This window comes from Allocoprococcus comes, from assembly GCF_013300725.1.
In the GTDB taxonomy this organism is placed as follows: Bacteria; Bacillota; Clostridia; order Lachnospirales; family Lachnospiraceae; genus Allocoprococcus; species Allocoprococcus comes_A.
This window is the reverse complement of sequence record NZ_JAAIMM010000018.1, coordinates 1-26,494: the sequence shown is the minus strand read 5'-3', so window position 1 is coordinate 26,494 and position 26,494 is coordinate 1. Positions and strand designations below refer to the sequence as shown.

At 42.4% G+C, this 26,494-nt stretch carries 31 protein-coding genes; 19 read left to right on the top strand and 12 right to left on the bottom strand.

Translation table 11 applies throughout. The annotated features are described in order from the left end of the window. The first annotated feature begins 59 nt into the window (after positions 1 to 59). Positions 60 to 194 (top strand): hypothetical protein, encoded by a 135-nt coding sequence (locus tag G4407_RS16740; protein ID WP_004844681.1) that lies wholly within the window; start codon positions 60 to 62, stop codon positions 192 to 194. A gap of 47 nt (positions 195 to 241) precedes the next feature. Here the strand turns inward: G4407_RS16740 and G4407_RS10585 are convergent, their stop codons facing one another. Continuing rightward, on the bottom strand, positions 242 to 850 hold the full coding sequence (locus G4407_RS10585) for a hypothetical protein (RefSeq protein ID WP_005348504.1): 609 nt from the start codon (positions 848 to 850) through the stop codon (positions 242 to 244). Beyond that, positions 843 to 1,028, bottom strand: a complete 186-nt coding sequence (locus G4407_RS10580) for a hypothetical protein (RefSeq protein WP_014080774.1) — start codon at positions 1,026 to 1,028, stop codon at positions 843 to 845. The genes G4407_RS10585 and G4407_RS10580 overlap by 8 nt, the downstream gene beginning before the upstream one ends. A gap of 336 nt (positions 1,029 to 1,364) precedes the next feature. Here G4407_RS10580 and G4407_RS10575 point away from each other — a divergent pair, with 336 nt between their 5' ends. The 9 genes from G4407_RS10575 (at position 1,365) to G4407_RS10535 (ending at position 8,776) form a co-directional block, all read left to right on the top strand. Continuing rightward, positions 1,365 to 3,323: a recombinase family protein gene (locus G4407_RS10575; protein WP_173688849.1), complete on the top strand. Its 1,959-nt coding sequence runs from the start codon at positions 1,365 to 1,367 to the stop codon at positions 3,321 to 3,323. A 24-nt stretch (positions 3,324 to 3,347) separates the two neighbouring features. Further along, positions 3,348 to 3,596 (top strand): DUF6061 family protein, encoded by a 249-nt coding sequence (locus tag G4407_RS10570; RefSeq protein ID WP_096239138.1) that lies wholly within the window; start codon positions 3,348 to 3,350, stop codon positions 3,594 to 3,596. Positions 3,597 to 3,755: 159 nt separating this feature from the next. After that, on the top strand, positions 3,756 to 4,487 hold the full coding sequence (locus G4407_RS10565; protein WP_096239139.1) for a MerR family transcriptional regulator: 732 nt from the start codon (positions 3,756 to 3,758) through the stop codon (positions 4,485 to 4,487). Next, positions 4,480 to 4,683, top strand: coding sequence for a PLDc N-terminal domain-containing protein (locus G4407_RS10560; protein ID WP_096239140.1), 204 nt, complete (start codon positions 4,480 to 4,482; stop codon positions 4,681 to 4,683). The genes G4407_RS10565 and G4407_RS10560 overlap by 8 nt, the downstream gene beginning before the upstream one ends. Further along, on the top strand, positions 4,683 to 5,582 hold the full coding sequence (locus G4407_RS10555) for an ABC transporter ATP-binding protein (RefSeq protein WP_096239141.1): 900 nt from the start codon (positions 4,683 to 4,685) through the stop codon (positions 5,580 to 5,582). The genes G4407_RS10560 and G4407_RS10555 overlap by 1 nt, the downstream gene beginning before the upstream one ends. Then, complete coding sequence (locus G4407_RS10550) at positions 5,579 to 6,349, top strand: ABC transporter permease subunit (protein ID WP_096239142.1); 771 nt, start codon at positions 5,579 to 5,581, stop codon at positions 6,347 to 6,349. The genes G4407_RS10555 and G4407_RS10550 overlap by 4 nt, the downstream gene beginning before the upstream one ends. A 140-nt stretch (positions 6,350 to 6,489) precedes the next feature. Further along, on the top strand, positions 6,490 to 7,101 hold the full coding sequence (locus tag G4407_RS10545; RefSeq protein ID WP_096239143.1) for a TetR/AcrR family transcriptional regulator: 612 nt from the start codon (positions 6,490 to 6,492) through the stop codon (positions 7,099 to 7,101). A gap of 5 nt (positions 7,102 to 7,106) precedes the next feature. Next, on the top strand, positions 7,107 to 7,988 hold the full coding sequence (locus G4407_RS10540) for an ABC transporter ATP-binding protein (protein ID WP_096239144.1): 882 nt from the start codon (positions 7,107 to 7,109) through the stop codon (positions 7,986 to 7,988). After that, complete coding sequence (locus G4407_RS10535; protein ID WP_096239145.1) at positions 7,985 to 8,776, top strand: ABC transporter permease subunit; 792 nt, start codon at positions 7,985 to 7,987, stop codon at positions 8,774 to 8,776. Before G4407_RS10540 ends, G4407_RS10535 begins: the two co-directional genes overlap by 4 nt. 57 nt (positions 8,777 to 8,833) lie before the next feature. Here the strand turns inward: G4407_RS10535 and G4407_RS10530 are convergent, their stop codons facing one another. The 10 genes from G4407_RS10530 to G4407_RS10485 form a co-directional block, all read right to left on the bottom strand. Beyond that, complete coding sequence (locus G4407_RS10530) at positions 8,834 to 9,274, bottom strand: DUF3021 domain-containing protein (RefSeq protein ID WP_096239146.1); 441 nt, start codon at positions 9,272 to 9,274, stop codon at positions 8,834 to 8,836. Further along, on the bottom strand, positions 9,271 to 9,708 hold the full coding sequence (locus G4407_RS10525) for a LytTR family DNA-binding domain-containing protein (protein ID WP_096239147.1): 438 nt from the start codon (positions 9,706 to 9,708) through the stop codon (positions 9,271 to 9,273). Before G4407_RS10525 ends, G4407_RS10530 begins: the two co-directional genes overlap by 4 nt. Before the next feature lie 11 nt (positions 9,709 to 9,719). Beyond that, the gene (locus G4407_RS10520) at positions 9,720 to 10,451 is read right to left on the bottom strand and encodes an ABC transporter permease (protein WP_096239148.1); all 732 of its coding nucleotides are present in this window, start codon (positions 10,449 to 10,451) and stop codon (positions 9,720 to 9,722) included. Beyond that, a complete protein-coding gene (locus G4407_RS10515) occupies positions 10,448 to 11,179 on the bottom strand; it encodes an ABC transporter ATP-binding protein (protein ID WP_096239149.1) in 732 nt (243 codons plus the stop codon). Before G4407_RS10515 ends, G4407_RS10520 begins: the two co-directional genes overlap by 4 nt. Positions 11,180 to 11,298: 119 nt before the next feature. Continuing rightward, entirely contained in the window at positions 11,299 to 12,474 is a 1,176-nt protein-coding gene (locus G4407_RS10510) for a sigma-70 family RNA polymerase sigma factor (protein ID WP_096239150.1), read from the bottom strand. Between the two features lie 98 nt (positions 12,475 to 12,572). Then, positions 12,573 to 13,298 carry a MerR family transcriptional regulator gene (locus tag G4407_RS10505; RefSeq protein WP_096239151.1) on the bottom strand — a complete coding sequence of 242 codons (726 nt, stop codon included), beginning with the start codon at positions 13,296 to 13,298 and terminating at the stop codon, positions 12,573 to 12,575. Beyond that, entirely contained in the window at positions 13,282 to 14,493 is a 1,212-nt protein-coding gene (locus G4407_RS10500) for a DUF6076 domain-containing protein (RefSeq protein ID WP_242970651.1), read from the bottom strand. Before G4407_RS10500 ends, G4407_RS10505 begins: the two co-directional genes overlap by 17 nt. Before the next feature lie 166 nt (positions 14,494 to 14,659). Beyond that, positions 14,660 to 15,052 (bottom strand): hypothetical protein, encoded by a 393-nt coding sequence (locus G4407_RS10495; protein ID WP_173688848.1) that lies wholly within the window; start codon positions 15,050 to 15,052, stop codon positions 14,660 to 14,662. A gap of 10 nt (positions 15,053 to 15,062) precedes the next feature. Further along, on the bottom strand, positions 15,063 to 15,596 hold the full coding sequence (locus G4407_RS10490; RefSeq protein WP_096239153.1) for a flavodoxin domain-containing protein: 534 nt from the start codon (positions 15,594 to 15,596) through the stop codon (positions 15,063 to 15,065). Further along, a complete protein-coding gene (locus G4407_RS10485) occupies positions 15,589 to 16,071 on the bottom strand; it encodes a MarR family winged helix-turn-helix transcriptional regulator (protein ID WP_096239154.1) in 483 nt (160 codons plus the stop codon). The genes G4407_RS10490 and G4407_RS10485 overlap by 8 nt, the downstream gene beginning before the upstream one ends. Before the next feature lie 240 nt (positions 16,072 to 16,311). Here G4407_RS10485 and G4407_RS10480 point away from each other — a divergent pair, with 240 nt between their 5' ends. The 9 genes from G4407_RS10480 (at position 16,312) to G4407_RS10440 (ending at position 26,447) form a co-directional block, all read left to right on the top strand. Next, positions 16,312 to 16,932, top strand: coding sequence for a CHC2 zinc finger domain-containing protein (locus G4407_RS10480; RefSeq protein WP_173688847.1), 621 nt, complete (start codon positions 16,312 to 16,314; stop codon positions 16,930 to 16,932). Beyond that, entirely contained in the window at positions 16,907 to 18,298 is a 1,392-nt protein-coding gene (locus tag G4407_RS10475; RefSeq protein WP_173688846.1) for a DNA primase family protein, read from the top strand. The genes G4407_RS10480 and G4407_RS10475 overlap by 26 nt, the downstream gene beginning before the upstream one ends. Positions 18,299 to 18,703: 405 nt before the next feature. Further along, on the top strand, positions 18,704 to 19,993 hold the full coding sequence (locus G4407_RS10470) for a plasmid recombination protein (RefSeq protein ID WP_173688845.1): 1,290 nt from the start codon (positions 18,704 to 18,706) through the stop codon (positions 19,991 to 19,993). A gap of 16 nt (positions 19,994 to 20,009) precedes the next feature. Beyond that, on the top strand, positions 20,010 to 20,195 hold the full coding sequence (locus G4407_RS10465; protein WP_096239158.1) for a hypothetical protein: 186 nt from the start codon (positions 20,010 to 20,012) through the stop codon (positions 20,193 to 20,195). Between the two features lie 90 nt (positions 20,196 to 20,285). Then, a complete protein-coding gene (locus G4407_RS10460; protein ID WP_173688844.1) occupies positions 20,286 to 20,516 on the top strand; it encodes a helix-turn-helix domain-containing protein in 231 nt (76 codons plus the stop codon). Next, a complete protein-coding gene (locus G4407_RS10455; RefSeq protein ID WP_173688873.1) occupies positions 20,497 to 22,482 on the top strand; it encodes a recombinase family protein in 1,986 nt (661 codons plus the stop codon). Before G4407_RS10460 ends, G4407_RS10455 begins: the two co-directional genes overlap by 20 nt. A gap of 89 nt (positions 22,483 to 22,571) precedes the next feature. Next, positions 22,572 to 22,847, top strand: a complete 276-nt coding sequence (locus G4407_RS10450; RefSeq protein ID WP_173688843.1) for a hypothetical protein — start codon at positions 22,572 to 22,574, stop codon at positions 22,845 to 22,847. A gap of 11 nt (positions 22,848 to 22,858) precedes the next feature. Beyond that, complete coding sequence (locus tag G4407_RS10445) at positions 22,859 to 23,947, top strand: PDDEXK nuclease domain-containing protein (protein ID WP_118173432.1); 1,089 nt, start codon at positions 22,859 to 22,861, stop codon at positions 23,945 to 23,947. Positions 23,948 to 23,987: 40 nt separating this feature from the next. Further along, entirely contained in the window at positions 23,988 to 26,447 is a 2,460-nt protein-coding gene (locus G4407_RS10440) for an SMEK domain-containing protein (RefSeq protein ID WP_173688842.1), read from the top strand. Positions 26,448 to 26,494: the final 47 nt, after the last annotated feature.

Sequence of the window (26,494 nt, the reverse complement as noted above, 5' to 3'; positions counted from 1 at the left end):
GTGGTTTTCAGGCAGGTTCTGTAAAATAAGCTCAGAACAAACAATAACGGGAGGAGCTTATGCAACAGAATATTGAATTTGAGCGGTGCATTGATTTTCTGGTACGGATGATTGATAAGTACGGCGAAGAAGTCCTCCGGGAGTTGGAGGAAGAAAAACAGAATAAGGAAGAAAAAGAAGCGGCAGTTTCCTGAAATACAAAATGTAAATCAGACTGTCGCTTTTTTCATGCATTTTTAAATCAAATAAATTTTAAAAGCTGATGCAGAGTGTGTGGCTCATTATTCTGAGAAGCGGTAATACGCGTATCAAATGGCTTGAAATGATTTTGCGTATAAAAGCTCAGAAGAAATTCATTATCTTCGCATTCAAGAAACTCCATAACGCCACCTACGGAATATTTGAGACTGGATATGGTTTCCAGTGCAAATCCCAGTAGAATATTTCCAGGAATTCGTTTTTCCTTTGGAAGAGAATAGTTCTTTCCCAACTGGGCAATCAGGTAAGCTGCGGTAGTATAGGATTGTGTTTCTTCATCCAAAATACTGACACGGGACAGTTTTTTTGCCATTGTCTTGCTGATATTTGAAGCACGGACAGAGATTGGTTTTATTGTAAGTGAAAAATAACCAACCAGTGAAGCATCTTCAGCATCAAATACCAGATAAGTGATAGATTGATCTTTTTTGGTAAACTCAATCGCATTATGTAATAAAAAGTATTCCACATCGGGATTTTTGGGACAAGAAAAATCGGAGAGTAAGTCGTAAAGACTTTCCTCTCCGATATATGTCGGTTCGTCTTTATCCAAATATGCCCGAATATTAACGGTAAAATATTTATCAGACATGTTTTTTCTTCCTTTTTGACATTAAAGCTAAGATTTCCTGTGGGTTCGTTAACTGACGTCCGGGAAGTGTCTGCTTTGGTGTGCGGTCACGGTCGGCTTCGTCAATTGCTGCGACAAAACGCTTTACGCTATTTGGATTGGATACGACAAAATTATGAGTAATACTTGAAGTAGCCATACTAACACCTCCTCTTTTTTGGCTTTTTTGTGTATTTATAGTATATGCAATGTGTGATAAAAACACAATATCAAAACAGAAATTATTTCTAAATAATTTTCAAGCCGGACATTTATTAGACGCTTCCGGTAAGCGAACAATATTTTCGAGCCAATCATTTATAAGTCGCCAATGGTGGGCGGGCAATATTTTGATAACAGAAATGCTCTGTATCTAACTTAATTATACGATTGGCGAAGAAATGCGTCAATACGGAAAATAAGTATTGAAAATAGTTGGAACAAGTACTAAAATAAGGTTGGGACAATGAAACAGAGTTATACTGCGAGGAAGATTATGAAGAATAAAAAGATTAAATGCGATATATATACCAGAGTATCCACAACCATGCAGGTAGATGGCTACAGTCTGGATGCTCAGAAAGAAAAACTCAAGAGATATGCGGAATTTCAGAATATGGAAATCGTAAATGAGTATTCAGATGAAGGTAAGTCTGGAAAGAGCGTAGAGGGCAGACCGGAATTTCAGAGAATGTTGGATAATATTGAGAATGGAACGGATGAGGTACAGTTTGTATTGGTGTTTAAGCTTTCCAGATTCGGTCGTAATGCGGCAGATGTTTTAAATTCTTTGCAGAGGATGCAGGATTTTGGAGTGAATCTAATCTGTGTAGAAGATGGGATTGACAGCTCAAAAGATAGTGGAAAGCTGATGATTTCCGTTCTGTCTGCGGTGGCAGAGATTGAACGGGAGAATATCCTTGTTCAGACAATGGAAGGACGTAAGCAGAAAGCCAGGGAAGGAAAATGGAACGGCGGGTTTGCTCCTTATGGCTATGAGCTGGTAAATGGAGAATTGCAGATCGCAGAGGACGAAGCAGAGATTATTCGTCTGATCTATGACAAATTTATTCATACCAATATGGGAATCTCTGCGATTGCCGCATGGCTGAACCAGCATGGATATAAAAAGAAAAAACGACAGAATAATACACTGGACGCATTTGCTTCTTCGTTTATAAAAGGCGTTCTGGATAATCCGGTATACTGTGGAAAGTTGGCTTATGGACGAAGGAAGAACGAGAAAGTTTCAGGAACAAGAAATGAATATCGCATTGTAAAACAGGAAAATTATATGCTGCATGATGGTATCCACGAAGGGATTATTTCAGAAACAGATTGGGAGCTGGCACATCAAAAACGGGAAAAAACAGGTGTGAAATATGAAAAGACGCATAGTCTGGATCATGAGCATATTTTATCCGGAATATTGAGATGCCCATTATGTGGAAGTGGTATGTATGGAAACGTGAACCGAAAGAAAAAGAAAGACGGAACTTTATATAAGGATTATTTCTATTATGCCTGCAAACATCGTCGCCTGGTAGATGGTCATAAATGTGGATATCGTAAACAATGGAGTGAGGAGAAGATTAACAATGCAGTGGAAGAAGTTATTCGGAAGCTGGTGAAGAATCCTAAATTTGAAGAAGCAATTCTGAATAAAATCGGTTCAAGAATAGATACAGAAGAAATAGAAAAAGAGATTGAAAGACTGGAAAAACAGCACAGGCAGCTGACCGGAGCAAAAGGAAGACTCGGACAGCAGATGGATAGCCTGGATATCATGGATAAATTTTATGAGAAGAAATATCAGGATATGGAGACAAGGTTATACCGTCTGTATGATGAAATTGAAGGCGTGGAGAACAGTATAGAAGAAGTTAAGAATCGCCTGCTGAATATCCGGCAACAGAAAATATCAGAAGAAAACGTCTATCAATTTCTTTTATATTTTGATAAACTATATGATAAGTTCACCGACCTGGAGAAGAAAGAATTTCTTAACAGCTTTGTGGAACAGGTGGACATTTATGAGCAGGAGCAGCCAGATGGCAGATTCCTGAAGCACATAAAGTTCCGTTTTCCGGTGTATTTCGGAGACAGGGAGACACAGGAACTTTGTTGGGACAACGAAAGTACCGTTGAGACGGTTGTCTTGCTTTCCAAGGGTGAGGTCGACTCGAGAAAGATTCGGGTTGAGTTCTCTTTGGAAGATATGGATATGTCGGAGTTCCAAGATGGAGCTACCTATCCGCAGATCAAGGAGTATGTGTTGGAGCATACCGGATTAAAGGTGTCCAACCTCTATATCTCACAGATTAAGCGGAAATGTGGGATTGAGGTAGGAAAAAACTATAACCTGCCAAAATCCGAGGATTCCAGACAGCCCCAGTGTCCGCCGGAAAAAGAGAAAGCAATCCGAGAAGCGTTCAAATATTTTGGGATGATCTAACATCCCGCAGAATGGAGGTTTCTTATGGATAGATTGATTTCTTGTGAGTTTAACATGGATACTGCCTGTGTGGAACTGAAATTTGCTGATGGAAGTATGATAGCGATTGACACTATCGCTGTGGAGAACGAGATTGCTGACAACATGTATCAGCGGTCAGAACTGGACTATCTAATCTACAATGACCCGATTGGATATGCTGACTTGATACTGAACGGCGAGCCTGAAGTATATTTGAAAACTGTAACTGAATACAGAAGTTTGGACAGTTGATTTAGGAGCCGCCTATAGCTCAGCCTATGGGCGGCTTAAAATCTGTGATAGACCCGAATATGAACAAAAAGTTAATATTCAGAAAAATCCCCCTGCGTAAGGTCTTGCTTGTGACGCTGCGTAATGTTGTAAAATAAGCGGCGTAAGGAGGTGAAAGCTATGTCAAAATACACAACAGGAGAAATTGCAAAGCTTTGTGGCGTATCTGTTCGGACAGTGCAGTATTACGATTCGAGGAACATTCTCGTTCCCAGCGAGCTGTCGGAGGGTGGTAGGCGGCTTTATTCCGAACAGGATCTGAAGCGAATGAAGATCATTTGTTTTTTACGAGATGCCGGAATATCTATTAACAACATTGGCGAGTTGCTGTCCGAAGATGATCCAGGCAGTGTCATATCTGTTTTGCTGGAACAGCAGGAACAGGCGCTTCGTGAGGAAGTAAGCGAACGGCAAGAAAAACTTGCTATACTTGATGGCATCAAAAAAGAGCTAAGAGGCATTGATAATTTCTCTGTTGAATCTATCGGTGATATAGCTTATGCGATGGAAAACAAAAAGAATATGCAAAAGCTCCATGCCATTCTGCTCATAACCGGAATTCCGCTTGGCATTATCCAGTGGACATCGATTGTTCTGTGGATCACTATGGGAATTTGGTGGCCGTTTGCTGCGTACTGGTTTGTGGCAATTCCCTATGCCGTATGGGTATCAAACTTCTATTTCAAACGGGTAGTATATATCTGTCCGCAGTGCCACGAGGTATTTAAGCCAAACTTCAAGGAAGCGTTTTGGGCAAGACACACGCCGACACTCCGTAAACTGACCTGTACCTGTTGCGGTTATCACGGCTTCTGTGTGGAAACCTACGGAAAGGAGAAAGAGAATGGATAAGATTATGGAATTTCTCCCATTTTTGATCCCGTTGGTCATTGCAGAATTTGCATTGCTCGGCTATACTCTGCATCACATCTTGACCCACAAGAATTATAAACGAGGCAATCGCACGCTGTGGCTCATCATTACCATCGTGTTGATGAACTTTGTCGGGCCTATCATGTACTTCCTGCTCGGCAAGGAGGATGCGTAATGGACATGCTGGCAATAACAAATCTTCAGAAACGCTTCGGGGACAAATCGGTTCTGAAGGGGCTCGATCTGTCTGTTCCCGAATACAGCGTTTTCGGGTTTATTGGTAAAAACGGAGCTGGTAAGACAACCACCATGAAAACGATACTTGGACTTCTCAAAGCAGATGGCGGCGAGATATTGGTATCAGGAGAAAAGGTTGTTTATGGACAGACGGCAACAAACAGACACATTGGTTATCTACCCGATGTACCGGAATTCTATCCATTTATGACAGCACCGGAATATCTCTCTTTTTGCGGTGAGATCACCGGAATGAGCAGAATTGAAATCAAAAGCAGAAGCAATGAGCTTCTGAAACTTGTTGGGCTTGGCAATGAAAAACATCGAATCAAAGGTTTTTCCAGAGGTATGAAACAACGGCTTGGAATTGCCCAGGCACTCTTAAACCGTCCGAAGCTGCTCATCTGCGATGAACCCACCTCTGCCCTTGATCCTGTGGGACGAAAAGAAATACTGGATATTCTGATGGCAGTTAGAGAACAGACGACCGTCTTATTCTCCACACACATTCTGTCTGATGTGGAGCGCATCTGCACCGATGTGGCATTTTTAAATGACGGTGTAGTGAACATCCAGGGGAAACTGTCAGATATAAAATCCCAATACCGTACAGAGGAGTATGTTCTTGAAACAGGAAACGAGGAAGAACTGAAACTGCTTATGAACGTATTTGCGGGACTGAAAAAATCCGGCATGAATACAGCCTCTTTCCGTGAGAACGATCACACCCTGTTTGACATACTGCGCTTTGTTACGGATAATCGTATCCGTCTGCTGAAAATAGAACGGGTTGAACCTACACTTGAAACTTTGTTTATGGAGGTGGTGGAGAAATGAAATCTTTACTTGCCTTTATGAAAAAAGAATGGATGGAACAGGTGCGATCAGGGCGACTGTTGATTCTTGTCATAATCTTCATTTTGCTTGGTATCATGAATCCTGCTGTTGCAAAACTGACGCCTTGGCTGATTGAAATGATGGCGGATTCTCTTGAAGCAAGCGGTATGACGGTTACGGCTGTTACGGTAAGCGCAATGGATTCATGGGTGCAGTTCTTCAAAAATGCTCCGATGGGACTGATTGCATTTATATTGCTTGAAAGCAGCATCTTTACGAAAGAATATCAGTCAGGCACTTTGGTGCTTGCTCTGACAAAAGGACTCGACCGGCATAAGGTAGTGATTTCCAAAGCAATCATTTTGACTCTGTTCTGGACAGTTTGTTATTGGTTCTGCTTCACTATCACCTTTGGCTACAACACTTATTTCTGGGATAATTCCATAGCGCAGAATTTATTTTTTTCTGTCATTTGCTGGTGGCTGTTCGGATCATTGGTGGTAGCTTTGACCGTGCTGTTTTCCACGTTGTCCAACTCAAACACGGGTGTGCTTGCCGGAACAGGCTGTACAGTTCTGGTATCGTATTTGATTGGCCTAATCCCGAAAGCAAAGGAATATCTTCCTACTCTGTTGATGGACGGAAATTCCCTCATTTACGGAACGGTGGAGGCACGGTCATATGTTACGGCAATTTACATCACCGTTCTTTTGAGTGTGGTCTGTTTGGCAATCAGCTTTCCTGTCTTTAATAAGAAGTATTTATGAGCTAAAGGCATCGCTTCGGCGGTGCCTTTATTCCTTTGCTGGGATTTTGGAAATTTTCGAAATTTCTACAAGCAGTCTTCTCAAAATCGGTCAACGGATTTAGAATATGCTTGACCGAAACGGTTTATGGAGGTGACACGATGAATGAACGCTTTTATACCCTGCCGCCAGAGAAGCAGCAAGCTATCATCAATGCGGGCTACCGGGTATTTTCACAAAATTCGTACAAAAACAGTCCTATGAGTGAGATTGCTGCCGAGGCGGGAATCAGCAAATCTCTGCTGTTCCATTATTTTCACAACAAGAAGGAGTTGTACTTGTTCCTGTGGGACAAATGCGCCGAAACGACAATTGAATTTCTGACCAGATATGGATGCTACGGACAGACGGAGCTGTTTGAAAGCATGGAACGAGGTATGCGGGCAAAAATGGAAATCATCCGCTTGTACCCGGATATGGGCAACTTCACAATCAAGGCATTTTACGAAAAGGATGCAGGAATCAGTGCAGCTATTCAGGAGAGCTATCACAGGTATTTCAATCTGAAAGCGGATAAAACACGCCTGAACCTCGATCCCTCTCAATTTATACCAGGACTGGATATTCCTATGATGTATCGGGAAATGTATTGGGCTTCGGAGGGTTATCTTTGGGAAATGGTGCAGCAAGGCAATGTGGATATAGAGAAAATGGAAAAGGATTTCACAAAACTGTTGGCCTTTTGGAAAAGCATCTATCTGCGTAAGGAGTAAAAATCATGGAAGCAATTAAAACGGAGAATTTAACCAAATATTACGGGAAATCCAGAGGTGTTTTGGAACTGAATCTGTCTGTGGAGCAGGGCGAAGTGTTCGGTTTTATCGGGCCAAATGGTGCGGGAAAATCTACCACCATTCGTACCCTGCTGGGACTGGTATCCCCCACAAAAGGCAGTGCTCAGATTTTCGGTATGGACACGGTAAAGAATAAAGAAGCTGTTTTGCAGAAGGTTGGGTATCTTCCGTCAGAAGCGATTTTTTATCCCGGCATGAAGGTAAAGGACATCTTGAAATTATCTGCCGACCTGCGCAAAAAGAATTGTGCAGCCGAAAGCAAATCCCTCTGTGGGCGTTTGCAGTTGGATAGAAACCGAAAGGTGGACGAATTATCCTTTGGCAATCGAAAGAAAGTCGCCATCATCTGTGCTTTGCAGCATCGTCCGGAACTTTTGATTTTGGATGAACCCACCGGTGGTCTTGATCCGCTTATGCAGCGTGAATTTTTTGAAATCATCCGGGAGCGCAGCAGTCAGGGAACAACCGTATTTCTTTCCAGCCATATTCTATCCGAAGTACAGCATAATTGCTCCCGTGCCGCCATTATTCGGGAAGGCAGAATAATTGCTTGCGACAGTGTGGATACTTTGGCAAAAACAAATGCCAAGCGAGTGTCTCTGCGGGGAACTGTTGACCTGACGGATTTGACCGGGATTCGGGATCAGGTTACGGTAGACGGAATCACCAGCTTCCTATTCGGCGGCGATATAAACCAATTGCTTCGGCAGCTTTCGGACGGAAACATCTTGGACATCCATATTTCGGAGCCTGATCTGGAGGAAATCTTCCTGCATTATTATGAAAAGGACGGTGATAGAGTATGACGATTGTAAAGCACGAATTAAAGCAAGGAAAAAATTCCTTTTTGATATGGACAGCGGCAATCGCCATGCTGCTTGCAGTTTGCGTGTTTTTGTTCCCGGAAATGAAAGGGGAAATGGATGGCATCAGTGATGTATTTGCCTCTATGGGTTCTTTTACTGCGGCCTTTGGTATGGATCGCCTGAATTTCGGCACACTGGTCGGCTTCTATGCCATTGAGTGCGGAAATGTGCTGGGACTTGGCGGTGCATTTTATGCTGCGCTTTGTGCCGTAGGCATTCTCAGTAAAGAGGAGAAGGAGCGGACTGCCGAATTTCTTCTGACCCATCCTGTCAGCCGTGTCAAAATCATTACGGAAAAACTGATTGCTGTTCTGATTCAAATAACAGCGTTGAATCTAATTATTTATGCCATTTCCGTCGGCTCCATGGTTATAATCGGGGAGGAGATTCCCTGGGAAGAAATAAATCTGTTGCATCTTGCTTACTATCTGCTTCAAATTGAATTGGCGGGCATTTGCTTTGGTATCTCTGCATTTCTACGCAAAGGAAGCACTGGCGTGGGACTTGGCATTGCGGTGATGATGTATTTTATGAACCTGGTCGCCAACATCGCCGAAGTTGCGGAGTTCTTGAAATACATAACACCTTTCGGATATTGTGAGGGCGCTGACATTGTGAGCAACGGGTATTTAGATGGTACTTTAATTGCAATTGGTCTTATATTCGGGACGGTGGGAATTGTTGCTGCCTATTGGAAATACACCCGAAAAGATATTCATTCCGCATAAAGAAACCGCTGCAATTTTCATCCCTTGTCGGATGGAAGTTGCAGCGGTTTTTCTGATTTATGGATTCTGTTGTTTCTGCTTTAGCGCTTCATTGAGCCTTTCTGTTCTGTTTTTGGTTATTGAATAAATGAGCGCCCATATCACGATATAGCCCACAAGAAAAATAGCCGAGAAAACTACGATGGACATTACACCCCAATCCAGCCAATCGTTAAGCAAATAAGTGACGAGATAGCTGATATATAAAACGCTGCCGTGAATCAAAATTGCCACCATCAAGGGCAACCGTTCAATTTGATAAATGGCGTTCATACCTCCTGCAATAAAAGCAAGTGCGGTTATTGAAAAGATTCCAATGCAGACCTGATTTACGGTTAGAGTCTCTACGGCAGCGGTCTGTTGCAAAATCAGATAGAGTATCGCTAAAATGATGGGACCCATGCCGCAAGCTGCAAACCCTCGGCGCAAAAACTCCAAAACAAACTTTTTCATATTCATTCATACCTCCTTCTGATTTCCGCAAAGCAGCGTCTGGAAACATATTCCCTATAGCCACATTGAAATACGGCATCCACACCGCCGCTGAACACCGCATCAAATCGCAGAATACGGTGTTCATTGGCAAGGGTAGATTTGTTAATGCGGATAAAGTAAGAGGGTAGGATACCTTCCAAGTCACGAAGCCTGTCCTTGAGTGAAAAGTGGTTACCACCTATATCAATGGCAATTACTTTTCTGTTCAGAATGGTAATACATTCGATTTCTGAAAATGCCAGTTTCCGCATCTCGTCATCCCTGTATCCCATAATGTAGTCCTCACCGGAATAGCTACAAACAAGATTCTCGATTTGCTGTGTCAGAGAAGAAGGTGCATGAACGACTGCTATAATTTCTTCTTCTGCGTTTTTATCGATAATGAGCTTATATTTCATCTCCTCAATCCTTACTGTTTTTTCATTTGCCTAAGAAAGCAGAATACGGCAATAACTGTTATCAATACACCATACAGCAAAACGGGTAGAATGTGCGTTGCTGCAAGTTCAAAATTACCGCTGAATAGTGCTTTTTCCAATTCGGCTGCGTGCATAAAGGGCAGCGCATTGGCAATTTTCTCAAATGCCCCTCCCACAAGCTCCAGATCAAACCACACACCGGAAAGCCATGCAGAGAGATTGGTCAGCAATGCCCCACAGATACCGCCAACCTGTTTCACTCCAAAAACGCTGCCGCAAAAAAGTCCCAAAGAAATATTGAAAACAGCCATAGGGATGATGCCAATGACAGCGTACACGATATTTACGCTGACAGTCAGCCCCAACGGAATCGCAAACAGATAGCAGATCAGAACCTGTCCGATAGCAATAGGTAATAGCGGGAGCATATATCCCATGATAAAGTCAAATCCCGTAAGCGGAGTAGTATACAACCTCTGCAAGAGGGCGCTTTCCCGGTCTTTTGCGATTAGTGTTGCGGAAAACAGAGTCATAAACGACAGCCCGAATACGGTAATGCCCGGAGTCAGTGTGTCGATTTCAAACAGGCTTACCGGGATATTAGCCTGTATCGCACTAAGCAGAACCAGCAAAACCAAAGGGAATCCCAGACCGAAACCAAGGTTGATCGGATCACGCAAAATCTCTTTTGAACATCTTTTGGCAAATGTCATCATTCTCATACCACAGTATCCTCCTTCACAATAGAAACGAACGCTGTTTCAAAATCATTTGTTCCTGCTAATGCGTTCAGTTCTTCTACTGTTCCTACCGCAAGAAGTTTTCCGCTTTTCATAATGCCGATGCGGTCAGAAAGAGCCTCTGCTTCTTCCATGTAATGCGTTGTCAGAATGATGGTTATCTTGCCTTTAAGTGAACGAATTGTTTCCCAAAGCTCGTGCCTTGCAATGACATCCAAACCAAGGGTAGGTTCGTCCAGAAACAGGATTTGCGGTTCGCTGATCAGAGCCATGGCAATGCTGACTCTGCGTTGCCAACCGCCGGATAACTTACCAGCTTTTCTTTTCAAAACGGTATCCAAAGCGAATTGCCCGGAAAGTTCTCGAATCTTTTCTTCCGTTTTACCTTTTGAAAAACTGTGGATGCCGCAGATCAGTTCCAGATTTTCTTTCACGGAGAGGTTAGGAGCAACAGCCGTTTCCTGCGGAGATACGCCAATCAGCCGCTTTACCTGTTCAGGCTCCTTTGTAATGCTATAGCCCCCTACGAGGGCATCTCCGCCCGTGGGCTTTGTCAGACAGGAGAGCATTTTAATAGTTGTGGTCTTTCCTGCGCCGTTTACACCCAGTAGAGAAAACAATTCTCCCTGCTGAATATCTAAATAGAGCCTGTCCACGGCAGTCAGGGTTTTATACTGCTTGACAAGTTCCATGGTTTTAATTGCTTGCATTTGTGATATCCTCCATTTTGATTTTATTTGCCAGTACTATCATAGCAAATCAAAATGGAGAAATGTTGATTTCTGTCTGTTCGGTCGATTTTGATGTCTCATCGGTTTATTATTGAACTTCACAACTCGAATGCAACCATTATTTCCTTGGGCAGCTTTTCGTTCTCACAGTTCAAAAGATACGCTATCGCCCGGTTTGCATAGCGGTTTGTTTTCATCGTGTCCCAATCGGCAAGACGGATGATTTCCGCTGTGCCGTTCTCAAAATCAAATGAAATCTCGCCCCATTCGCTGTCGCAGTCTGCTTGATATTCGTAGATTGCAGTGGCGATTTTCTTTTTGCGCTTGGTTTTGGATTTCTGTTTCAGACGGACAGCATGGAGCGCACCTTCGGCAACCAGCAGTTCTGTCAGCTTGTCCACCGCTTTCCGGTAGGCTCGCTCTGCACCGCTGGCTGTGCTGCCCTCAAACATCACAGCCAGTTCTTCAAAGGTGGGGCGGCCTTTCCATGAGCCGACACGCCCGCAGGTCATGCAAATCGCCAACCGTTTTTCAAGTAAGGTCTGCTCCCGGTAATTCAGCTTCTCAAATGCTCGCTGCACCTTTTCTGCCTGTATGCCGTTCCAGAGGATGTCGGTATAGTTCCAAGTATCATCAAGGGCAACATCCTCGCCAGTTTCCTCGCCGTCCTCGTCTGTCACATAGAAAGGCTGTTGATTGCGGATGCCACGGACAACTTTCAAATATTCTTCCGCAAGGGCAAGGTCACAGTTATACTTTTTGGAAAACTCGCTGACCGCATCCTTGGTGTTATGGTACAGCCATGCCATTGACCGCACCATTTTGTAATTAGTCAGAGAGGATACCGACCATTTTTCTTCGCCCATACGGAAACGGAGCATAGCATCCCGTATGAACGGGAAAATGTATGTAGCATACTCCGCACCCTTGGCAGGATCATAGTCCATCAGCTTTTGGAGCATTTGTTCCCGGCAGGAGAGCTTTATATCTATAAAACGGTCTGTATCGTACAGATCGCCGCCATCCACGCCGAGAAAGGATTTGATGCGCTTGTTGAGCTGCGGCTCGTAGTGGTGCAGGAAGAACGAAAAATATAGCAGATTCTTTTCCCGCAAAGCAGACAGGATATATTCGTTCAGACTGTCCACCGCTGGCGGCTCCGGGTCCAGTTGGAAGATGCGCTCTGCCACATAGGGAATGATGCCATCACCGTGCGGATTGACTTGGTATTTTGGTATGTATCCGATCATATTCCATGTAAAATCATTCAGCATAGCGCACCTCCTTCCGGTTTAACAATGCGTATAAAGATTTAGAAAACTGAAATTTTCTGTTCACCCTAACAGGGGTCTGCTAATCTTAATTACCTATATTAACTACAATAAATCTCTATTGCTTTTGCCACAAATACAGCAGTTCCTCTTCCAGCAGCTTTATCGATATTTTCAGTAAATTCTCCACCAGAAGCATACATTGCACCAAGCCCCTTTAAAACCTCATTAGAGCATTTATAAAAATGCTCCGAAATATAGTCTTGCAGTTTCTTAACTTCAAACTGTACTTCCGCATGCTCCGGTTCCTTATCTTTCATTTTTCCAAACTCTACAAATATAAGCATGAGGTTTTTCCAAGCCATTTTTTGTGCGTCTGGAGACTGATTGTTTGCATTTTCTTCATATTCCTTATATTCTGAAGTCTGTCCCCATTGCTCTTTTGCCTTTCTGGCATACTCATCCATTCTTGTTGTATCAAATACTTTAAAATCCATTTTATTCACTCCTGTCGTTTTTATTTTACGAGCGAAATTAATAAGAACTTCAAGATGCTCTTTTTTCATAGTAAGCAACTCAATTTGTTGCTCCAACGCTTTGCTTCTATCAAAATTGGGTGCATCAATTATCGTCTTAATTTCCTTTAGTGGGAATTCAAGTTCTTTAAACAGTAGAATTTGTTGCAGCCTTTCCATTGCTGTATCGTCATACAGTCGATATCCTGCCTCTGTATATTCAGTCGGTGGCAGGAGTCCTATGGTATCATAATATTGCAGAGTGCGTATACTCACTCCGGTCAATTTGCTTACTTCATTTACTGTCATCATTGGCTTTTCCCTCCTCTCGATAAGTATACTCTAAACTATTACGCAACGTAGGAGTCAATAGCTTTTTTAAATATTTTGTTAGTTCTACAAATTCAAAGTTCTTTAGGGCTTCTTTCTTCAAAGCAGCCTGTCCCATTTCCTTTTCATAATCACCCTTGGCATAAGCCACATTGCTCAATGCCCGGAGCATCTTATCTTTTGCCAGCTTCTTCATAACCTCCGCAAGATCAGCGTCCAGAGTACCACGCTTCACATAGCGGTTTATGGTATTCAGACGCTTCTCATATATCTGCTTCAGCGGATGATCGTCCGCAAGTTCCCGCTGTTCTCTGCCTTTCAGATTGCCGATCTGCCGACAGGTTCGGTGCAGCTTGTCCCCCGGCGCATAACCGCCGCAATATTTGGTGTGCCTTGCGTTGGTTGTCAGAAACCATTTGCCGCAGATTTTGCATTTCTTAGGCGCATGGCCGACACACAAGCCCTCAAAGAGATCAGATCGGAACATCCCAACAAAGGAAACATAGTGGATTCGTTTGACCAGCTTTGCAACTTCTTCGCCGGGACGGATGACCGATACATACTGAACAGAATTGTTCAGGGTAGACATCCAGGCATTGCCCTCTGTGATAGACAACTCTGGCGGGAAATAGCTGCCGAACATTCTGGCGAAGCCCTCTGCGGTGCGGTCTGCTTCGTTACCGTCTGATTTTTCTGCAAAATCAAGCATTGCCGTTTGATATTCCCCAAGGGAGTATGCCAGATGTCCAAACACAGCGGTATAGCGTTGGAGTATGATTGCATCCGCATATTTCGGAACTTCTTCAAACTGCAAGGAGTTGGTTGCGGCTTTTATAGCAAACTCCACATATTTCAGCGCATTGTCGGCAGTAAATACCTTTTCTATCCGTTCCCGGTGCTTTGGTATGTCCATGTGGGAGAATGGCAGCGTTTTACTGAGAATCCCCAACATTGTCAGAGCAGCTTCCCTTGCCATAGGAAATAGCGCAGAAGCATCCTGCCCGGCGTTCAGCAGACCAAGCAGCAGATTGATTTTCTCGCATTGCTCATTCATCTTTGCAATGGTATCCGCAGGAACATTCAGTGCATCACAGGCAAGAGTGCCGACAGGAAATGTTTTGCCCTCATATATGACCGTATCCTGCCAAAAATCCAATGTCATCAGTTCTTGATTCATGCTTGCCCTCCTGTCCTGTTTTTTGAATTTTTTAATTATACCATGCAAATGTGAAGAAATCTACATTTCCTCCATATAAAAAACACAGGCCGCCAACCTTTCGCAATGCGTACAGTCAACGACCTGTTTTTATCAGTTATTCATGAAAAAAATTGAAGGATTCACCTTACTTCCTCCCTTTTATTTTCATAACCAACATTGGTGAAATCAAAGCCGATAAAACAACAAGTATCCATGTATTTCCAGTCAGAATGTTGTAAGATTGAAGCAAGCCTGCAAATCCTTCACCAGATTTGATGTAGGATGACAAGTCAAATAAGTTCGTCAAAACAAACCACATCACGCCAAATAAAATGTAATCTCGTTTTACACACCCTTTGATTTTAGGCACAAACAGATATGCAACAAGAAAGATGCAAACGCTCAAAATAATCCCGCTTAATGGGAGTGCCAGTATCTCAAGATGCACCATAAGCACATATTCACGGAATCCACCATTTAATATTGCGATAGGTATAATCATAACCCATATCAAAAACACAATCACATACTTCTTCATATAAATCTTTCTATCTCCATTTTTCAATTTGCTTCAGCAACGGTTCTAAATAGGATTGATCCGTCCAATCACATTTTTGCCCCACTGTACACATCAATGCTTTTTGCCAGGGCTCATATTCATCCGGATTTTGTTTTGCAACTGCTTTCTGGAGCATCTTACAAAGCGCTCTGTCCGTAAATTTCATTGTTTCTTCATCCCAAGCCCCTCTGCAATAGAATAGCGGTATACTACGAAGTTCGTTTTTGAAATGCAGGTCTCTCATTTGCAAGATTGCCTTCTCATCGTATGGAGAAGCACCGACTGCAAACACAGCGATCTTTTTATCTGCTAACTGACCTATATTCTTCTTAATAAATTGGAATCCTGCAATGCCGGAAGCGTAAACACCGCCACCCAGCAGGATCACATCATAGGGTTTCAGATCCACAGCATTTGCGTTTTTTGTTTCAGCACAATCATACCCGGTCATTTCGGCTAACCAGTCCGCATACTTTTTTGTTGCGCCATATTTCGATTGAAATAAAATAATACCTTTACTCATGTCCCTGAATCTCCTGTAAGTTATCTCCGATTTGTATAATGGTCTGTATGGTTGTTTGCAGCTGTTCCTCTGACACATCGTCAAACATTTTCTTCATGATTTTCATGGTCATTTCATCATTTTTTGCACAAAACGCTCTGCAATAATCGGTAAGCTCAATACGCTGCTTTCTCTTATCGCTTTCGTCCGCAGTAATATCAACAAATCCTTTCTTTTTAAGCTTCAATAAAATCTGTTTTACATTCTGGTGAGAGCTTCCCATGATCTCCGCAAGCTCCTTGATAGTTGGCTTCTCTTTACACATATTGATACAGATAATTGCAAAAAACTGCTTCCAGCTGATCTCTTGCATCGTACCATCTGCGACTGCTTGAAATCTATTATCAAAGGCACTCAGTAAACCAAGCAAAAAATAGGATTGTTCAATCCCTGTAAAGTCAACTTTGCCACTGTTGATTACTTCTTTAATATTCATTCTATCCTCCATAGGTAATATATTACCTTTAATAAGGTAACACATTACCTATTATTTGTCAATAGAATAGGGCGAAATCTATATTGTAAGATAAGTTGTCCTGTTTTTTGAAATAGGGTTGTCCTGCTTTTATCCTGTTTTTTTCAAAATCCGTCATAACCATAGTAGAAAGAGCGAAGCACCTGCCAATCACGGCGGGTGCTTCGTGCTTTCCAGACTATTATGAACGGAGGTTTTTCTATGACAATCTATGAAACCATCAAGGCGGCAATCAGCGTAAAGCAAGCCGCCGAACATTACGGGCTGAAAGTCCACCGCAACGGTATGGCTTGCTGCCCGTTCCACAATGACCGGCATCCGAGCTTGAAGCTGAATGAGGACTATTTCTTCTGCTTTGGCTGCGGAGCCAAGGGAGATGTGATCGACCTTGTGGCAAGGCTGTTCAATCTGACGAGCTTGCAAGCGGCGCAAAAGTTGGCTTCGGACTTCGGACTTGACCCGAAACCGCCCACTGCCGCAGCTATGGTCAAGCCGAAACATCCCTATATCCGCCAATTCCGAGAGGACGAAATGTTGTGCTTCCGGGTGCTGACGGATTATCTGCATCTTCTTGAAGATTGGAAAGTGCGGTATGCTCCGAAAACATTGGACGATGCTCTGGATGACCGTTTTATGGAAGCCTGCCAGATGCACTGCCATATCGAATATATGGCGGATGTGCTGACCGTGGGCGATCTGGAAGAACGGGTCGCTCTGGTGGACGAGCTGATGAAAAACGGCAAGATCGCTTTTTTGCAGGAGTACACTGCACGAAAGAAAGAGGAGGTGGCGCACCATGGCGAAGAACCGGAAAACGCCTGATATGAACTTGCCCATGTGGTTTGATGGGCAGAACATCAACGAAGCTCTGTTTTGTGAAGAATTTCTGCAGGAGCGCAGAATCATCTTCGCAAACGGAGCTTTTTTCACGCCCGATGGGCGGGTAACAGACGATCTCCCTTTGCGTGGAGAGATTTACGACAAGTTGAAATTCTGTGCCGTAAACAACATCCCCCGGAAGATCACCAATATTCTGGAAGTGCTGAAACTGGAAGCGCAAGTGCCTGACTTTCCACCGGAGCGGGATCGGATTCATGTGTCCAACGGTACGCTGCTGCTGAACGGAACATTTACCGAGGGCAGACCGGCTATCGTGAGAAGTCGTCTGCCGGTTGCTTACAATCCTAACGCTCCTGCGCCGGTGATCTGGATGAACTTTCTGGATGGTCTGCTCCACGCAGAGGACATCCCCACCTTACAGGAGTTCATCGGCTACTGTCTGATTCCCTCCAACAAGGGGCAGCGTATGATGGTGATTAAGGGCAACGGCGGTGAGGGCAAATCCCAAATCGGTGCGGTGCTGTCCACCATCTTCGGCACGAATATGAAAGACGGCAGCATCGGTAAGATTTCTGAAAACCGTTTTGCCCGTGCCGATCTGGAACACATCCTGCTGTGCGTGGATGATGATATGCGAATGGAAGCCCTGCGTCAGACCAACTATGTAAAATCCATCGTGACGGCACAGGGCAAGATGGACTTGGAACGCAAAGGCAAGCAGAGTTATCAGGGCTGGATGTTTGCCCGACTACTGGCGTTCAGCAACGGCGATCTCCAAGCCCTGTATGACCGTAGCGACGGTTTTTACCGCAGACAGCTTGTGGTGACCACCAAGGAAAAGCCTGTGGACAGAGCCGACGATCCCGACCTTGCGGAGAAAATGAAAGCCGAAGCCGAGGGCATCTTCCTGTGGGCATTGGAGGGCTTGCAGCGGCTTGTTGCCAATAACTTCAAATTCACAGAGAGTGACCGTATCCGGGAAAACCGGGAAGCGGTCAAGCGTGACAATAACAATATCTTTGATTTCATGGAATCGGAGGGATACATCCGGCGCAAAGCGGATGCGTCCATCAGCTCCAAGGATTTCTATGAAATCTACCGAATGTGGTGCGAGGAAAATTCCCTTGCTCCGCTGAAAGCCCGCAGCTTCAGCGACGCCATGATTGCCAATGCCCGGAAATACAATCTGCAGCATTGCAACAATATCACCAACTCTGCCGGTCGGCGGGTGTGGGGATTCATGGGAGTGAAAGCGATTGCACGACCTCATATAAACGGGTTTTACGGAGATTCGCCGTGTACGTACGTACCGGATGACATTCCGGAAGAATGGCGAAGGGGCGAGTAAAACCGATTGCTGGTACGTATGTACGCAGCAAAAGAGCGTGAAACGCTCGTTATAGAAACAGCACATTTCTTTTGCTTGGGCTGTTTCTATGTCCACGGAATTTTGCAAAAGTACCGTGGACAGGCAGTGAAAGATACGGTTTTCACTGCCAACCTCTGCAAGAGAATGCTCCGCAGAGCAGTATCGTACAGAGGTGCTGACCATGGAAAAAGTTGCAGACATTTTCACTTTGGTCAGCAGAGGTCGCCGCAGTGACCGCACTCCCCCTCGGGAGAGCCCTCGGAGAGCCCACGGCACTTTGCAGCCAGTATGGATGAAAGTGTAATAGTGGGTTATTACACTTTGAAAAAGTGCCTCTCCGTAGCTCCCCGCTGTCTGCAAATCCCAAAGAAAGGAAGAAAATCTATGGCAAGAAATGATGGAATTGACCGTACCTTAGCCAGAAATCAAGACTTGGAAACCTCGGATGATGTGGCTAAGGTACAGGAACACAATGAGCGTGAAAAAGACCGTTATTCCAATGTGGACATCGTGCCGGAACGCACTCCGCTTAACGTCCATTTCAAAGCTCCCAGCGCCAGCTATACAGAAATGTTTGAGCAGTTGGAACGAGACAAGGTGATTTCCACAAGAGGTCTGAAAGAGGATGCCGTTAAATATGGCGAGCTGGTATTCGATGTGAACTCCGCTTACTTCTACAACCACGGCGGCTATGAATTTGCAAAACAGTTTTATGCCGATGCCTATAAAGCCGCCGTGGAGATCGTAGGCGGTGAGCAGTATATCCTCTCCGCTGTGATGCACGCCGATGAACGCAACCGGGCAATGTCTGAAGCACTGGGCGAGGATGTGTACCACTATCACCTTCATGTGGTTTATATCCCGGTGGTGGAAAAGCAAATCCTGTGGTCGAAGCGGTGCAAGGATGAATCCCTCCGGGGAACGGTAAAGGAAACGATCACGCAGGTCAGCCGCAGCAAGAGATGGGAGTCTAAGCCCGTTCTTGATGAAAACGGAAATCCCATGTTGAACGCAAAAGGGAAAAAGATTTTGAAGTCGTCCTACGGTGTGTTGCAGGATGACTTTTTTCAGTTCATGCGAGCTGCCGGATATACCGATGTGGAGCGTGGAGAGCGTGGCAGCACCGAGGAGCATCTGACGGTGACGCAGTTTAAGGTGCAGGCAGAACAGCAGCGTTTGGAAGCTGTGACCGGACAGGTGGCACAGGCCGAGCAGAGTTTGGAGGACGTCAAAGCTGCCACGGAAAAGCAGAAAAAGAAACTGGAAGCTCTGAAAAAGGAAACGCAGGCTGCCAACTCTGTTGCTATGACCGCACATGAGATTGAGTCGATGGGTAAGAAAAATCCCATCACCGGAAATATCACGCTGTCAGCGGATGAGTGCCGTACCCTAAAAGATTATGCGGTCAGCAGCTTTGCGGAAAAGTCTGAGAAGCTGAAATACAAGCAGAAATTTGAGAAGGCAGAGAAAAGCGCAAAGATCTGGAAAGACCGTTATGAAAAACTGGATAAAGACCATGAGGAACTGAAACAGAAAGTCCAGCCTTTCCTGGATGCGATTGAGATTGCATCTGAAAAGGTCTGGGCTTTTATCAATGCCATCCTCGCCAGAGGAAAGGAACTGTATGAACACAAACACCCTGCCCGGAAGCGTGGACAGGATATGGAAATTTAATGGAGGTAACTGCTTATTGAAGAAATATTATGAGGATGCAAAGTATAATGCGGCATTTGTCCGCTGTGTGGATGTTATGAGCCAGATGCTCCAAAAATATGGACATCAGGTTTTGGATAAATTGGAGCAGGATGCACCGCAGAAAGTGGAGCATTCCGAGGAAAGTAATCAAGCGCAGCCTTTGACGAATAAGGCTGCGTAAAAATTTACAATTTACACGTTGCGTATTCGCTGTGGCTATGCTATAATGATTACGCAACGTGTATTTTTGTTTTTTATGGAGAAAAGACAGATGGATTGTAAGAACAGAATTATCAAGTTGCGGGAAAGTACAGGACTGAACCGGAAAGATTTTTGCAAGCTCGTCCATATCCCTTACCGGACTATGACCGAGTGGGAATTGGATAACCGCCATGCACCGGATTATGTGCTGTGGCTTTTGGAGTATTATATCCGCAACGAAGGACTTATGGTAAAAAAAATGAACGAGGGAGGTGGCGATTCTGAAAAAGAAACAACTTAAATGCTATCTTTATACAAGAGTGTCCACCTCTATGCAGGTTGACGGATACAGCTTGGATGCCCAGCGTGACAAGTTAAGAAAGTATGCGGCATACGAAGATATGGTTATTGCCGGGGAGTATTCTGACGAGGGCTTTTCCGGAAAGAACATCCAAGGACGGCAGGACTTTCAACGGATGCTGAATGACATTCAGGACTGCAAAGACGGCGTATCTTATGTGCTGGTCTTTAAGCTCTCCCGATTTGGCAGAAATGCGGCGGACGTTCTGAACTCTTTGCAGCTCATGCAGGATTTCGGTGTCAATCTGATCTGCGTGGAGGATGGCATTGATAGTTCCAAGGATGCCGGAAAGCTGATGATTTCTGTGCTGTCTGCGGTGGCAGAAATCGAGCGTGAGAATATCCGAACTCAGACCATGGCAGGACGGGAGCAAAAGGCTCGTGAGGGCAAGTGGAATGGTGGTTTTGCCCCTTATGGCTATAGTCTGGAAAACGGTGATCTTGTCATTGCAGAGGATGAAGTGGAAGTAATCCGTGTCATTTATGACCGCTACATTCACACCAACGAGGGCGTTGCCGGAGTCGCAAAATATTTGAATCGTAATGGCTTTGTCAAGAAGCTACGGCAGAACAATACTATTCCCGGATTTTCAAGGAGCTTCGTGCAGGATGTACTGGACAATCCTGTTTACATGGGTAAGATAGCCTATGGCAGACGCAGGACGGAAAAGAAACAGGGTACAAGAAACGAGATGCACGTGGTTGAGCAGTCAGAGTTCCCTATTTATGACGGGCAGCACGAAGCCATCATTTCCGAAGAAGATTGGTATCTGGCACAGGAAAAGCGCAAGATCAATTCCTTTAAGCGGGAAAAGGTCAATAATCCAGATCACGCACATATCCTGTCCGGTATTCTGAAATGTCCATGCTGCGGAAAGAGTATGTATGGCAATATCGCCAAGGCTCACAGCAAGGACAAGAAAACAAGATATTATTACTACTGTAAAAACACAGTAACACCAACCGGGCATGAGTGCAGCTTCCGACTGAATATCGAGCAGACGGAAATCAATAAGTTTGTGGCAAAGATTATATCCGCTATGGTCAACAATCCTCGGTTTGTAGAAGCGATTCAGGCGAAAATCGGCTCGGCAGTTGATACAGAGGATATGGAAAAGCAGATCGCCGTTCTGCAAGGTCAGTTAAAGCAAGCCTTTGGAACGAAAAGCCGCTTGGAGCGTCAGATGGACACCTTGGACATCAACGATGCCCACTATGACAGAAAGATTTTGGACTTGCAGCGCCGCTATGATGAGCAGTATGATACCATAGAGGATATCGAAGTTCAGATTGGCGAATTGCAAAGCCAAATCCGCAGCATCCAGCAGGAGAAAATCTCCGGCGACAATATCTATCGGCTCTTACTGGCATTTGATGAAGTCTACCATTCCGCAACGGAAGCGGAACAGAAAGAGTTTATGAAAGCCTTTATCGAGCGAATTGAAATGTTCCCGGAGAAAAGGAAAGACGGAAGCTGGATAAAGAAGATCGTATTCAATTTCCCTGTGCCTGTTGATGGCGAGGAAGTGAAAGAACTTCCCTTGGAAACTGAAACAACCGTCGAAAGCATCGTGCTCTTGTCCCACAAGTCACCAGATAGCCATATAGATGTGAAAGTTGAATTTGGAGAAGGTGAAGAAAAGGTACCTTTAGATAAAATTGCGGAGCGGGCAAAGCAATATCAGCCGGCTCCAAGGGTTACATATAAAATGATACAAGAATATATTGAAGAAAAATATGGCTTCAAAGTACATACGGCATATATCGCAGAGGTAAAAAGAAATTTAGGATTGCCGATGTATGATGCACCTAATATGGTAGAAGAGTTGAAACAGCCGAGAAGGCATCCGACGGCGGAGAAAGTAGAAGCGATAAAGGATGCATTAAAACATTTTGGGGTGATTTAATATGAGCGTTATTTATATGTTATTTACTGTGAGCTTTGATTATAATAACTATTGAAGAAATTATATCAGTTATTTGGAGGTCAAATGGAATGGGAAATGATATATTTAGCGCGGTAATTGAGCTCAACAAGATTAGACAGCAGGCATATGAAATATATTTATCCATAGTGGAGGAATTGTGCAACAGAGAGGTATCAGAAGAAGAATTGTCTCATTGTCTCGATTACTTATTAGATTTCGCAGATGATGCGAGTATGCTGGAATTGTATAAAAAGTTGTGCAGAAGATTTGTATACACATATCCTGGATGTATAAATTTTTATGTCAATGCCTATAAAGAGATGTGGGAAAAAACAGAATTCTGAAAGGGGTTTACATGAATCAACTTATAAAAATGGATGAAGAGTATAGGAAGTGGATTGAGGACATAGGAAAACGCTATAAACAGAGACAGATTAAGGCATCTGTTTCTGTTAATCAGGAAATGATTGGTTTCTATTGGTCTATAGGAAGAGATATTGTAGAAAAGTCGGCTGAAAGTAAGTGGGGCAGTGGATTTTTTGTTAATTTAAGTAAAGATATGAGAACAATTTTGCCAGGGGTTCAAGGCTTATCAAGTTCGAATCTCAGATATATGAAGAAATTTTATGAATTGTACAGTGATCCAATTCTTCCACAATTTGTGGAAGAATTGAAGAGCAAAGAGGATTCAATAAATGTTCCACAACTTGTGGGAGATTTATCAGATAAAGAATTGTTTTCGATTCCGTGGGGACATCATAGAGCTATCATTGATAAATGTAAATTGGACAGGGAAAAATCAATATTTTTTGTGAAGAAAACGATTTTAAATAATTGGTCAAGGGCAGTACTTTTAAATTTTCTTGATACCGATTTATATGAGCGTCAGGGAAAAGCAATTTCAAACTTTGAATACGCATTGCCTGAACCACAAAGCGACCTTGCACAGGAAATAACAAAGGATCCATATAATTTCGACTTCGTAGCAATCAGAGAAGATTATAGTGAGAAAGAGTTAAAAGACGCATTGATGGACAACATCACAAAATTTCTTATGGAACTTGGAAAAGGGTTTGCTTTTGTTGGAAGAGAATATACAATACCGATTGAAGGAACAGAGGAAAAAATAGATCTTTTATTTTATCATCTGTATTTGCATTGTTACGTTGTTGTTGAAGTTAAAATAGTAGCTTTTACATCGAGAGACATTGGACAGATTGGTACATATGTGAATATTGTGGATGATTTGGTCAAGACAGATTTTGATGCAAAAACAATTGGTCTGATTATATGCAAAAGCAAAAATAATATCCTTGCAAAATATGCGGTAAATAGTTCAAAAGAACCGATAGGAATATCTGAGTATAAGTTGTCAAATTTATTGCCTGTGGAATATAGAGCTTCTATGCCAACGATAGAAGAAATTGAGAATGAACTCAGGTAAATATTTTAAAAGAAACTAACGGATAAGGAGCATTGAATATATGTTGAATTCAAACGAAAGAATGGGTTTCATAATTGAATATATGTCTTCATATGATGAAAAAATCAAAATGGCAAATAAAAACGGATTATTTGATGCTGCAAAAATGTTTGAGTTATTTGCGATTGAGGTATGTAATGTATGGTTCGGACAGAAGTTTAGTAATCTGAATGACGAGACGGCAACTTATCCATATGTAGATTTGATATCAGAAAACAGAGAACTTTTAGTGCAGGTAAGTACTGTACAAGATATACCAACAAAAATAAAAACTACATTGGAAAAGATAAGGGATTCAAAAGATAAAAAATGCTCGGACTTAAAGAATATTGTATTTTTTGTACTTAGTAATAATAGTATTGATAAGGTGAGAGAGTATAGTGGGGATAATCAAATTGGGAGTATTTCATTTACTATTAAAGATAATTTGATTACTACAAATGATATTATAACTAAAGCACAAAATGATCTTAATTTTCAGAAGAAATTATACAAGGTATTAAAGGATGAGTATGAGAACTTTAATATTAATATCAGAAAATTTAAAGGTGCATTGGAACTTAGTAATTCAGGGTTGAAAAATATTGAAGGATTGATTAACGGAGAGTATGAAATCGATAGAAATGAATTTCTTGAAAAAATAACAAAAGACAATGAGCGATATATTTCAATACAAGGTGGAGCTGGTAGCGGTAAATCTGTTTTATGCAAAAAATATGTTGAAAATGAAAAATTGGTTTTATATGCTCGTGCTGAAAGATTTTTGGAAGAAAGTCATATTGACGACATTTGGGGTTGCTGTATCCAAGACGTTTTAGAGTGTATTAATGGAAAGAAATTAATATTCTTTATTGATGCTCTCGAGTTTATTGCGGACTGTGCCGAAACAAAATTTGAATTATTACAGTATTTGTATGATATGGCGGCAGAATATCAAAATGTGTACATAGTAACATCTTGTAGAACGAGTGATAAAAATGCTTTTATTAAACTGGAAACAAATTTTTCAATAAAAATTTATGAAGTTGGCGATATAACAGAAGATGAACTTGCATTGCTTATGAAGCAATATCCGATTATTCATAAAATGTATAAAACAAATTTATATGTTGATTTATTAAAATCGCCCTTTTATATAAACTTGATAGTTAGTAATTCGATGGATATTGATAATATAGGTGATGAAAATTCTCTAAGAGAATATATTTGGAAAAACATAATATGTTTGGAGGAAAAATCTCGAATGTATGGCATACTCAGTAACAAAGTTATTGAAACTGTTGAGAAGATTGTGTTTGAAAGAGCTAGAAAATTTATGTTGGGTATTCATAAGGACGATATAGATAGAGACATAATGCATGCATTGCTTTCAGAAGGTGTAATTGCTCAACAAGGAGATTATATTAGACTGAAATATGATATTTTCGAAGATATTTGCTTTGAACATTATTTTGATAAAGCTTTTGATTTGTGCAAAGGGAAGTATAAGACCTTCTATGATGAAATAGAAAATCTTGGGCGATGTGTGTATAGACGGTATCAGATTTGGATTTCAAATAAAATGTTTATACAGGTAAATAGAGATAAGTTTTTATATAGCCTTACTTTTTCTGATGAGATTCCGCAAAGTTGGAAAAGGCAAACAGAAATTGGAATTGTTAAGTCAAGGTTTTGTGATAATTATTTCGAAGAACAAGGGTCGGAGATTCTGGAACAAGGCATGTTGTTCGACTTTATGAAGAATATTAATTTGTTCGCATTTGAAGGTGAGTTATTACATATTAGACAAGAATCACCACAAATGAAATTGTCCCCAATTGGTAATGGAAGACCATGTATTATTCGACTTTTGAAAAACGAAGAAATATATAAGAAAAATATAATCGGAAGAGATGATATAGTTAAGTTATGCTTGGATTATGCGAAACAAGAAGATAAAGTGGCAGTTATTGCTTCAGATGCATGCGCTATGATGGAATATTATGTGGAATATTCGTTGCAGGAATCTGAGCAAGAAAACTATTATAAAATCATAGATGAAATATCGTCTTGCTTGGAAGCACTTTATCGAATGGCAGATAACTCAGAAGAGTGGTTAAAAAAGTTTTTTAATACATTGATTAATAATTATATTAATGGAAATAGAAAAAGTATGCGTAAGTCAGAAGATATTATGGAATGGACATTGAAGAATGCTTATCCTGCTTTGGTAACTGGATTAGCAAGCGAATTGTGTTCGATAGCTGATATACTATGGTTACGTGGAAAAGTAGATGCAGAGGAATTTGATTTCTATAGAGCCGATAGACGGTCTAAGGGTTTTGAATATGGATTAAGTGAGAAAGCTGAACATTATAATTATTTATATAGAACAGTGTACGAGAATGCATTTTTATGGAATCTGTTTCGATTGAATTTTAAAGTGGGATTTCATTGGGCAATTCAATTTATAAGTAAGTAGGTAATCATCTGTACCTTGATTTTTCAAAAAGAGCCACCTGTTGATCA

Bases quoted from the DNA above. Each gene is read 5' to 3' on its own strand.
- G4407_RS10550 (WP_096239142.1), top strand. From the start codon at position 5,579: ATGAAATCTTTACTTGCCTTTATGAAAAAAGAATGGATGGAACAGGTG.
- G4407_RS10505 (WP_096239151.1), bottom strand. From the start codon at position 13,298: ATGATGACAGTAAATGAAGTAAGCAAATTGACCGGAGTGAGTATACGC.
- G4407_RS10460 (WP_173688844.1), top strand. From the start codon at position 20,286: ATGGATTGTAAGAACAGAATTATCAAGTTGCGGGAAAGTACAGGACTG.
- G4407_RS10535 (WP_096239145.1), top strand. From the start codon at position 7,985: ATGACGATTGTAAAGCACGAATTAAAGCAAGGAAAAAATTCCTTTTTG.
- G4407_RS10510 (WP_096239150.1), bottom strand. From the start codon at position 12,474: ATGCTGAATGATTTTACATGGAATATGATCGGATACATACCAAAATAC.
- G4407_RS10475 (WP_173688846.1), top strand. From the start codon at position 16,907: ATGGCGAAGAACCGGAAAACGCCTGATATGAACTTGCCCATGTGGTTT.
- G4407_RS10495 (WP_173688848.1), bottom strand. From the start codon at position 15,052: ATGAAGAAGTATGTGATTGTGTTTTTGATATGGGTTATGATTATACCT.
- G4407_RS10530 (WP_096239146.1), bottom strand. From the start codon at position 9,274: ATGAATATGAAAAAGTTTGTTTTGGAGTTTTTGCGCCGAGGGTTTGCA.
- G4407_RS10470 (WP_173688845.1), top strand. From the start codon at position 18,704: ATGGCAAGAAATGATGGAATTGACCGTACCTTAGCCAGAAATCAAGAC.
- G4407_RS10500 (WP_242970651.1), bottom strand. From the start codon at position 14,493: ATGAATCAAGAACTGATGACATTGGATTTTTGGCAGGATACGGTCATA.
- G4407_RS10540 (WP_096239144.1), top strand. From the start codon at position 7,107: ATGGAAGCAATTAAAACGGAGAATTTAACCAAATATTACGGGAAATCC.
- G4407_RS10490 (WP_096239153.1), bottom strand. From the start codon at position 15,596: ATGAGTAAAGGTATTATTTTATTTCAATCGAAATATGGCGCAACAAAA.
- G4407_RS10445 (WP_118173432.1), top strand. From the start codon at position 22,859: ATGAATCAACTTATAAAAATGGATGAAGAGTATAGGAAGTGGATTGAG.
- G4407_RS10545 (WP_096239143.1), top strand. From the start codon at position 6,490: ATGAATGAACGCTTTTATACCCTGCCGCCAGAGAAGCAGCAAGCTATC.
- G4407_RS10585 (WP_005348504.1), bottom strand. From the start codon at position 850: ATGTCTGATAAATATTTTACCGTTAATATTCGGGCATATTTGGATAAA.
- G4407_RS10555 (WP_096239141.1), top strand. From the start codon at position 4,683: ATGGACATGCTGGCAATAACAAATCTTCAGAAACGCTTCGGGGACAAA.
- G4407_RS10525 (WP_096239147.1), bottom strand. From the start codon at position 9,708: ATGAAATATAAGCTCATTATCGATAAAAACGCAGAAGAAGAAATTATA.
- G4407_RS10485 (WP_096239154.1), bottom strand. From the start codon at position 16,071: ATGAATATTAAAGAAGTAATCAACAGTGGCAAAGTTGACTTTACAGGG.
- G4407_RS10480 (WP_173688847.1), top strand. From the start codon at position 16,312: ATGACAATCTATGAAACCATCAAGGCGGCAATCAGCGTAAAGCAAGCC.
- G4407_RS10575 (WP_173688849.1), top strand. From the start codon at position 1,365: ATGAAGAATAAAAAGATTAAATGCGATATATATACCAGAGTATCCACA.
- G4407_RS10580 (WP_014080774.1), bottom strand. From the start codon at position 1,028: ATGGCTACTTCAAGTATTACTCATAATTTTGTCGTATCCAATCCAAAT.
- G4407_RS10515 (WP_096239149.1), bottom strand. From the start codon at position 11,179: ATGCAAGCAATTAAAACCATGGAACTTGTCAAGCAGTATAAAACCCTG.
- G4407_RS10570 (WP_096239138.1), top strand. From the start codon at position 3,348: ATGGATAGATTGATTTCTTGTGAGTTTAACATGGATACTGCCTGTGTG.
- G4407_RS10560 (WP_096239140.1), top strand. From the start codon at position 4,480: ATGGATAAGATTATGGAATTTCTCCCATTTTTGATCCCGTTGGTCATT.
- G4407_RS10565 (WP_096239139.1), top strand. From the start codon at position 3,756: ATGTCAAAATACACAACAGGAGAAATTGCAAAGCTTTGTGGCGTATCT.
- G4407_RS10520 (WP_096239148.1), bottom strand. From the start codon at position 10,451: ATGAGAATGATGACATTTGCCAAAAGATGTTCAAAAGAGATTTTGCGT.
- G4407_RS16740 (WP_004844681.1), top strand. From the start codon at position 60: ATGCAACAGAATATTGAATTTGAGCGGTGCATTGATTTTCTGGTACGG.
- G4407_RS10440 (WP_173688842.1), top strand. From the start codon at position 23,988: ATGTTGAATTCAAACGAAAGAATGGGTTTCATAATTGAATATATGTCT.
- G4407_RS10450 (WP_173688843.1), top strand. From the start codon at position 22,572: ATGGGAAATGATATATTTAGCGCGGTAATTGAGCTCAACAAGATTAGA.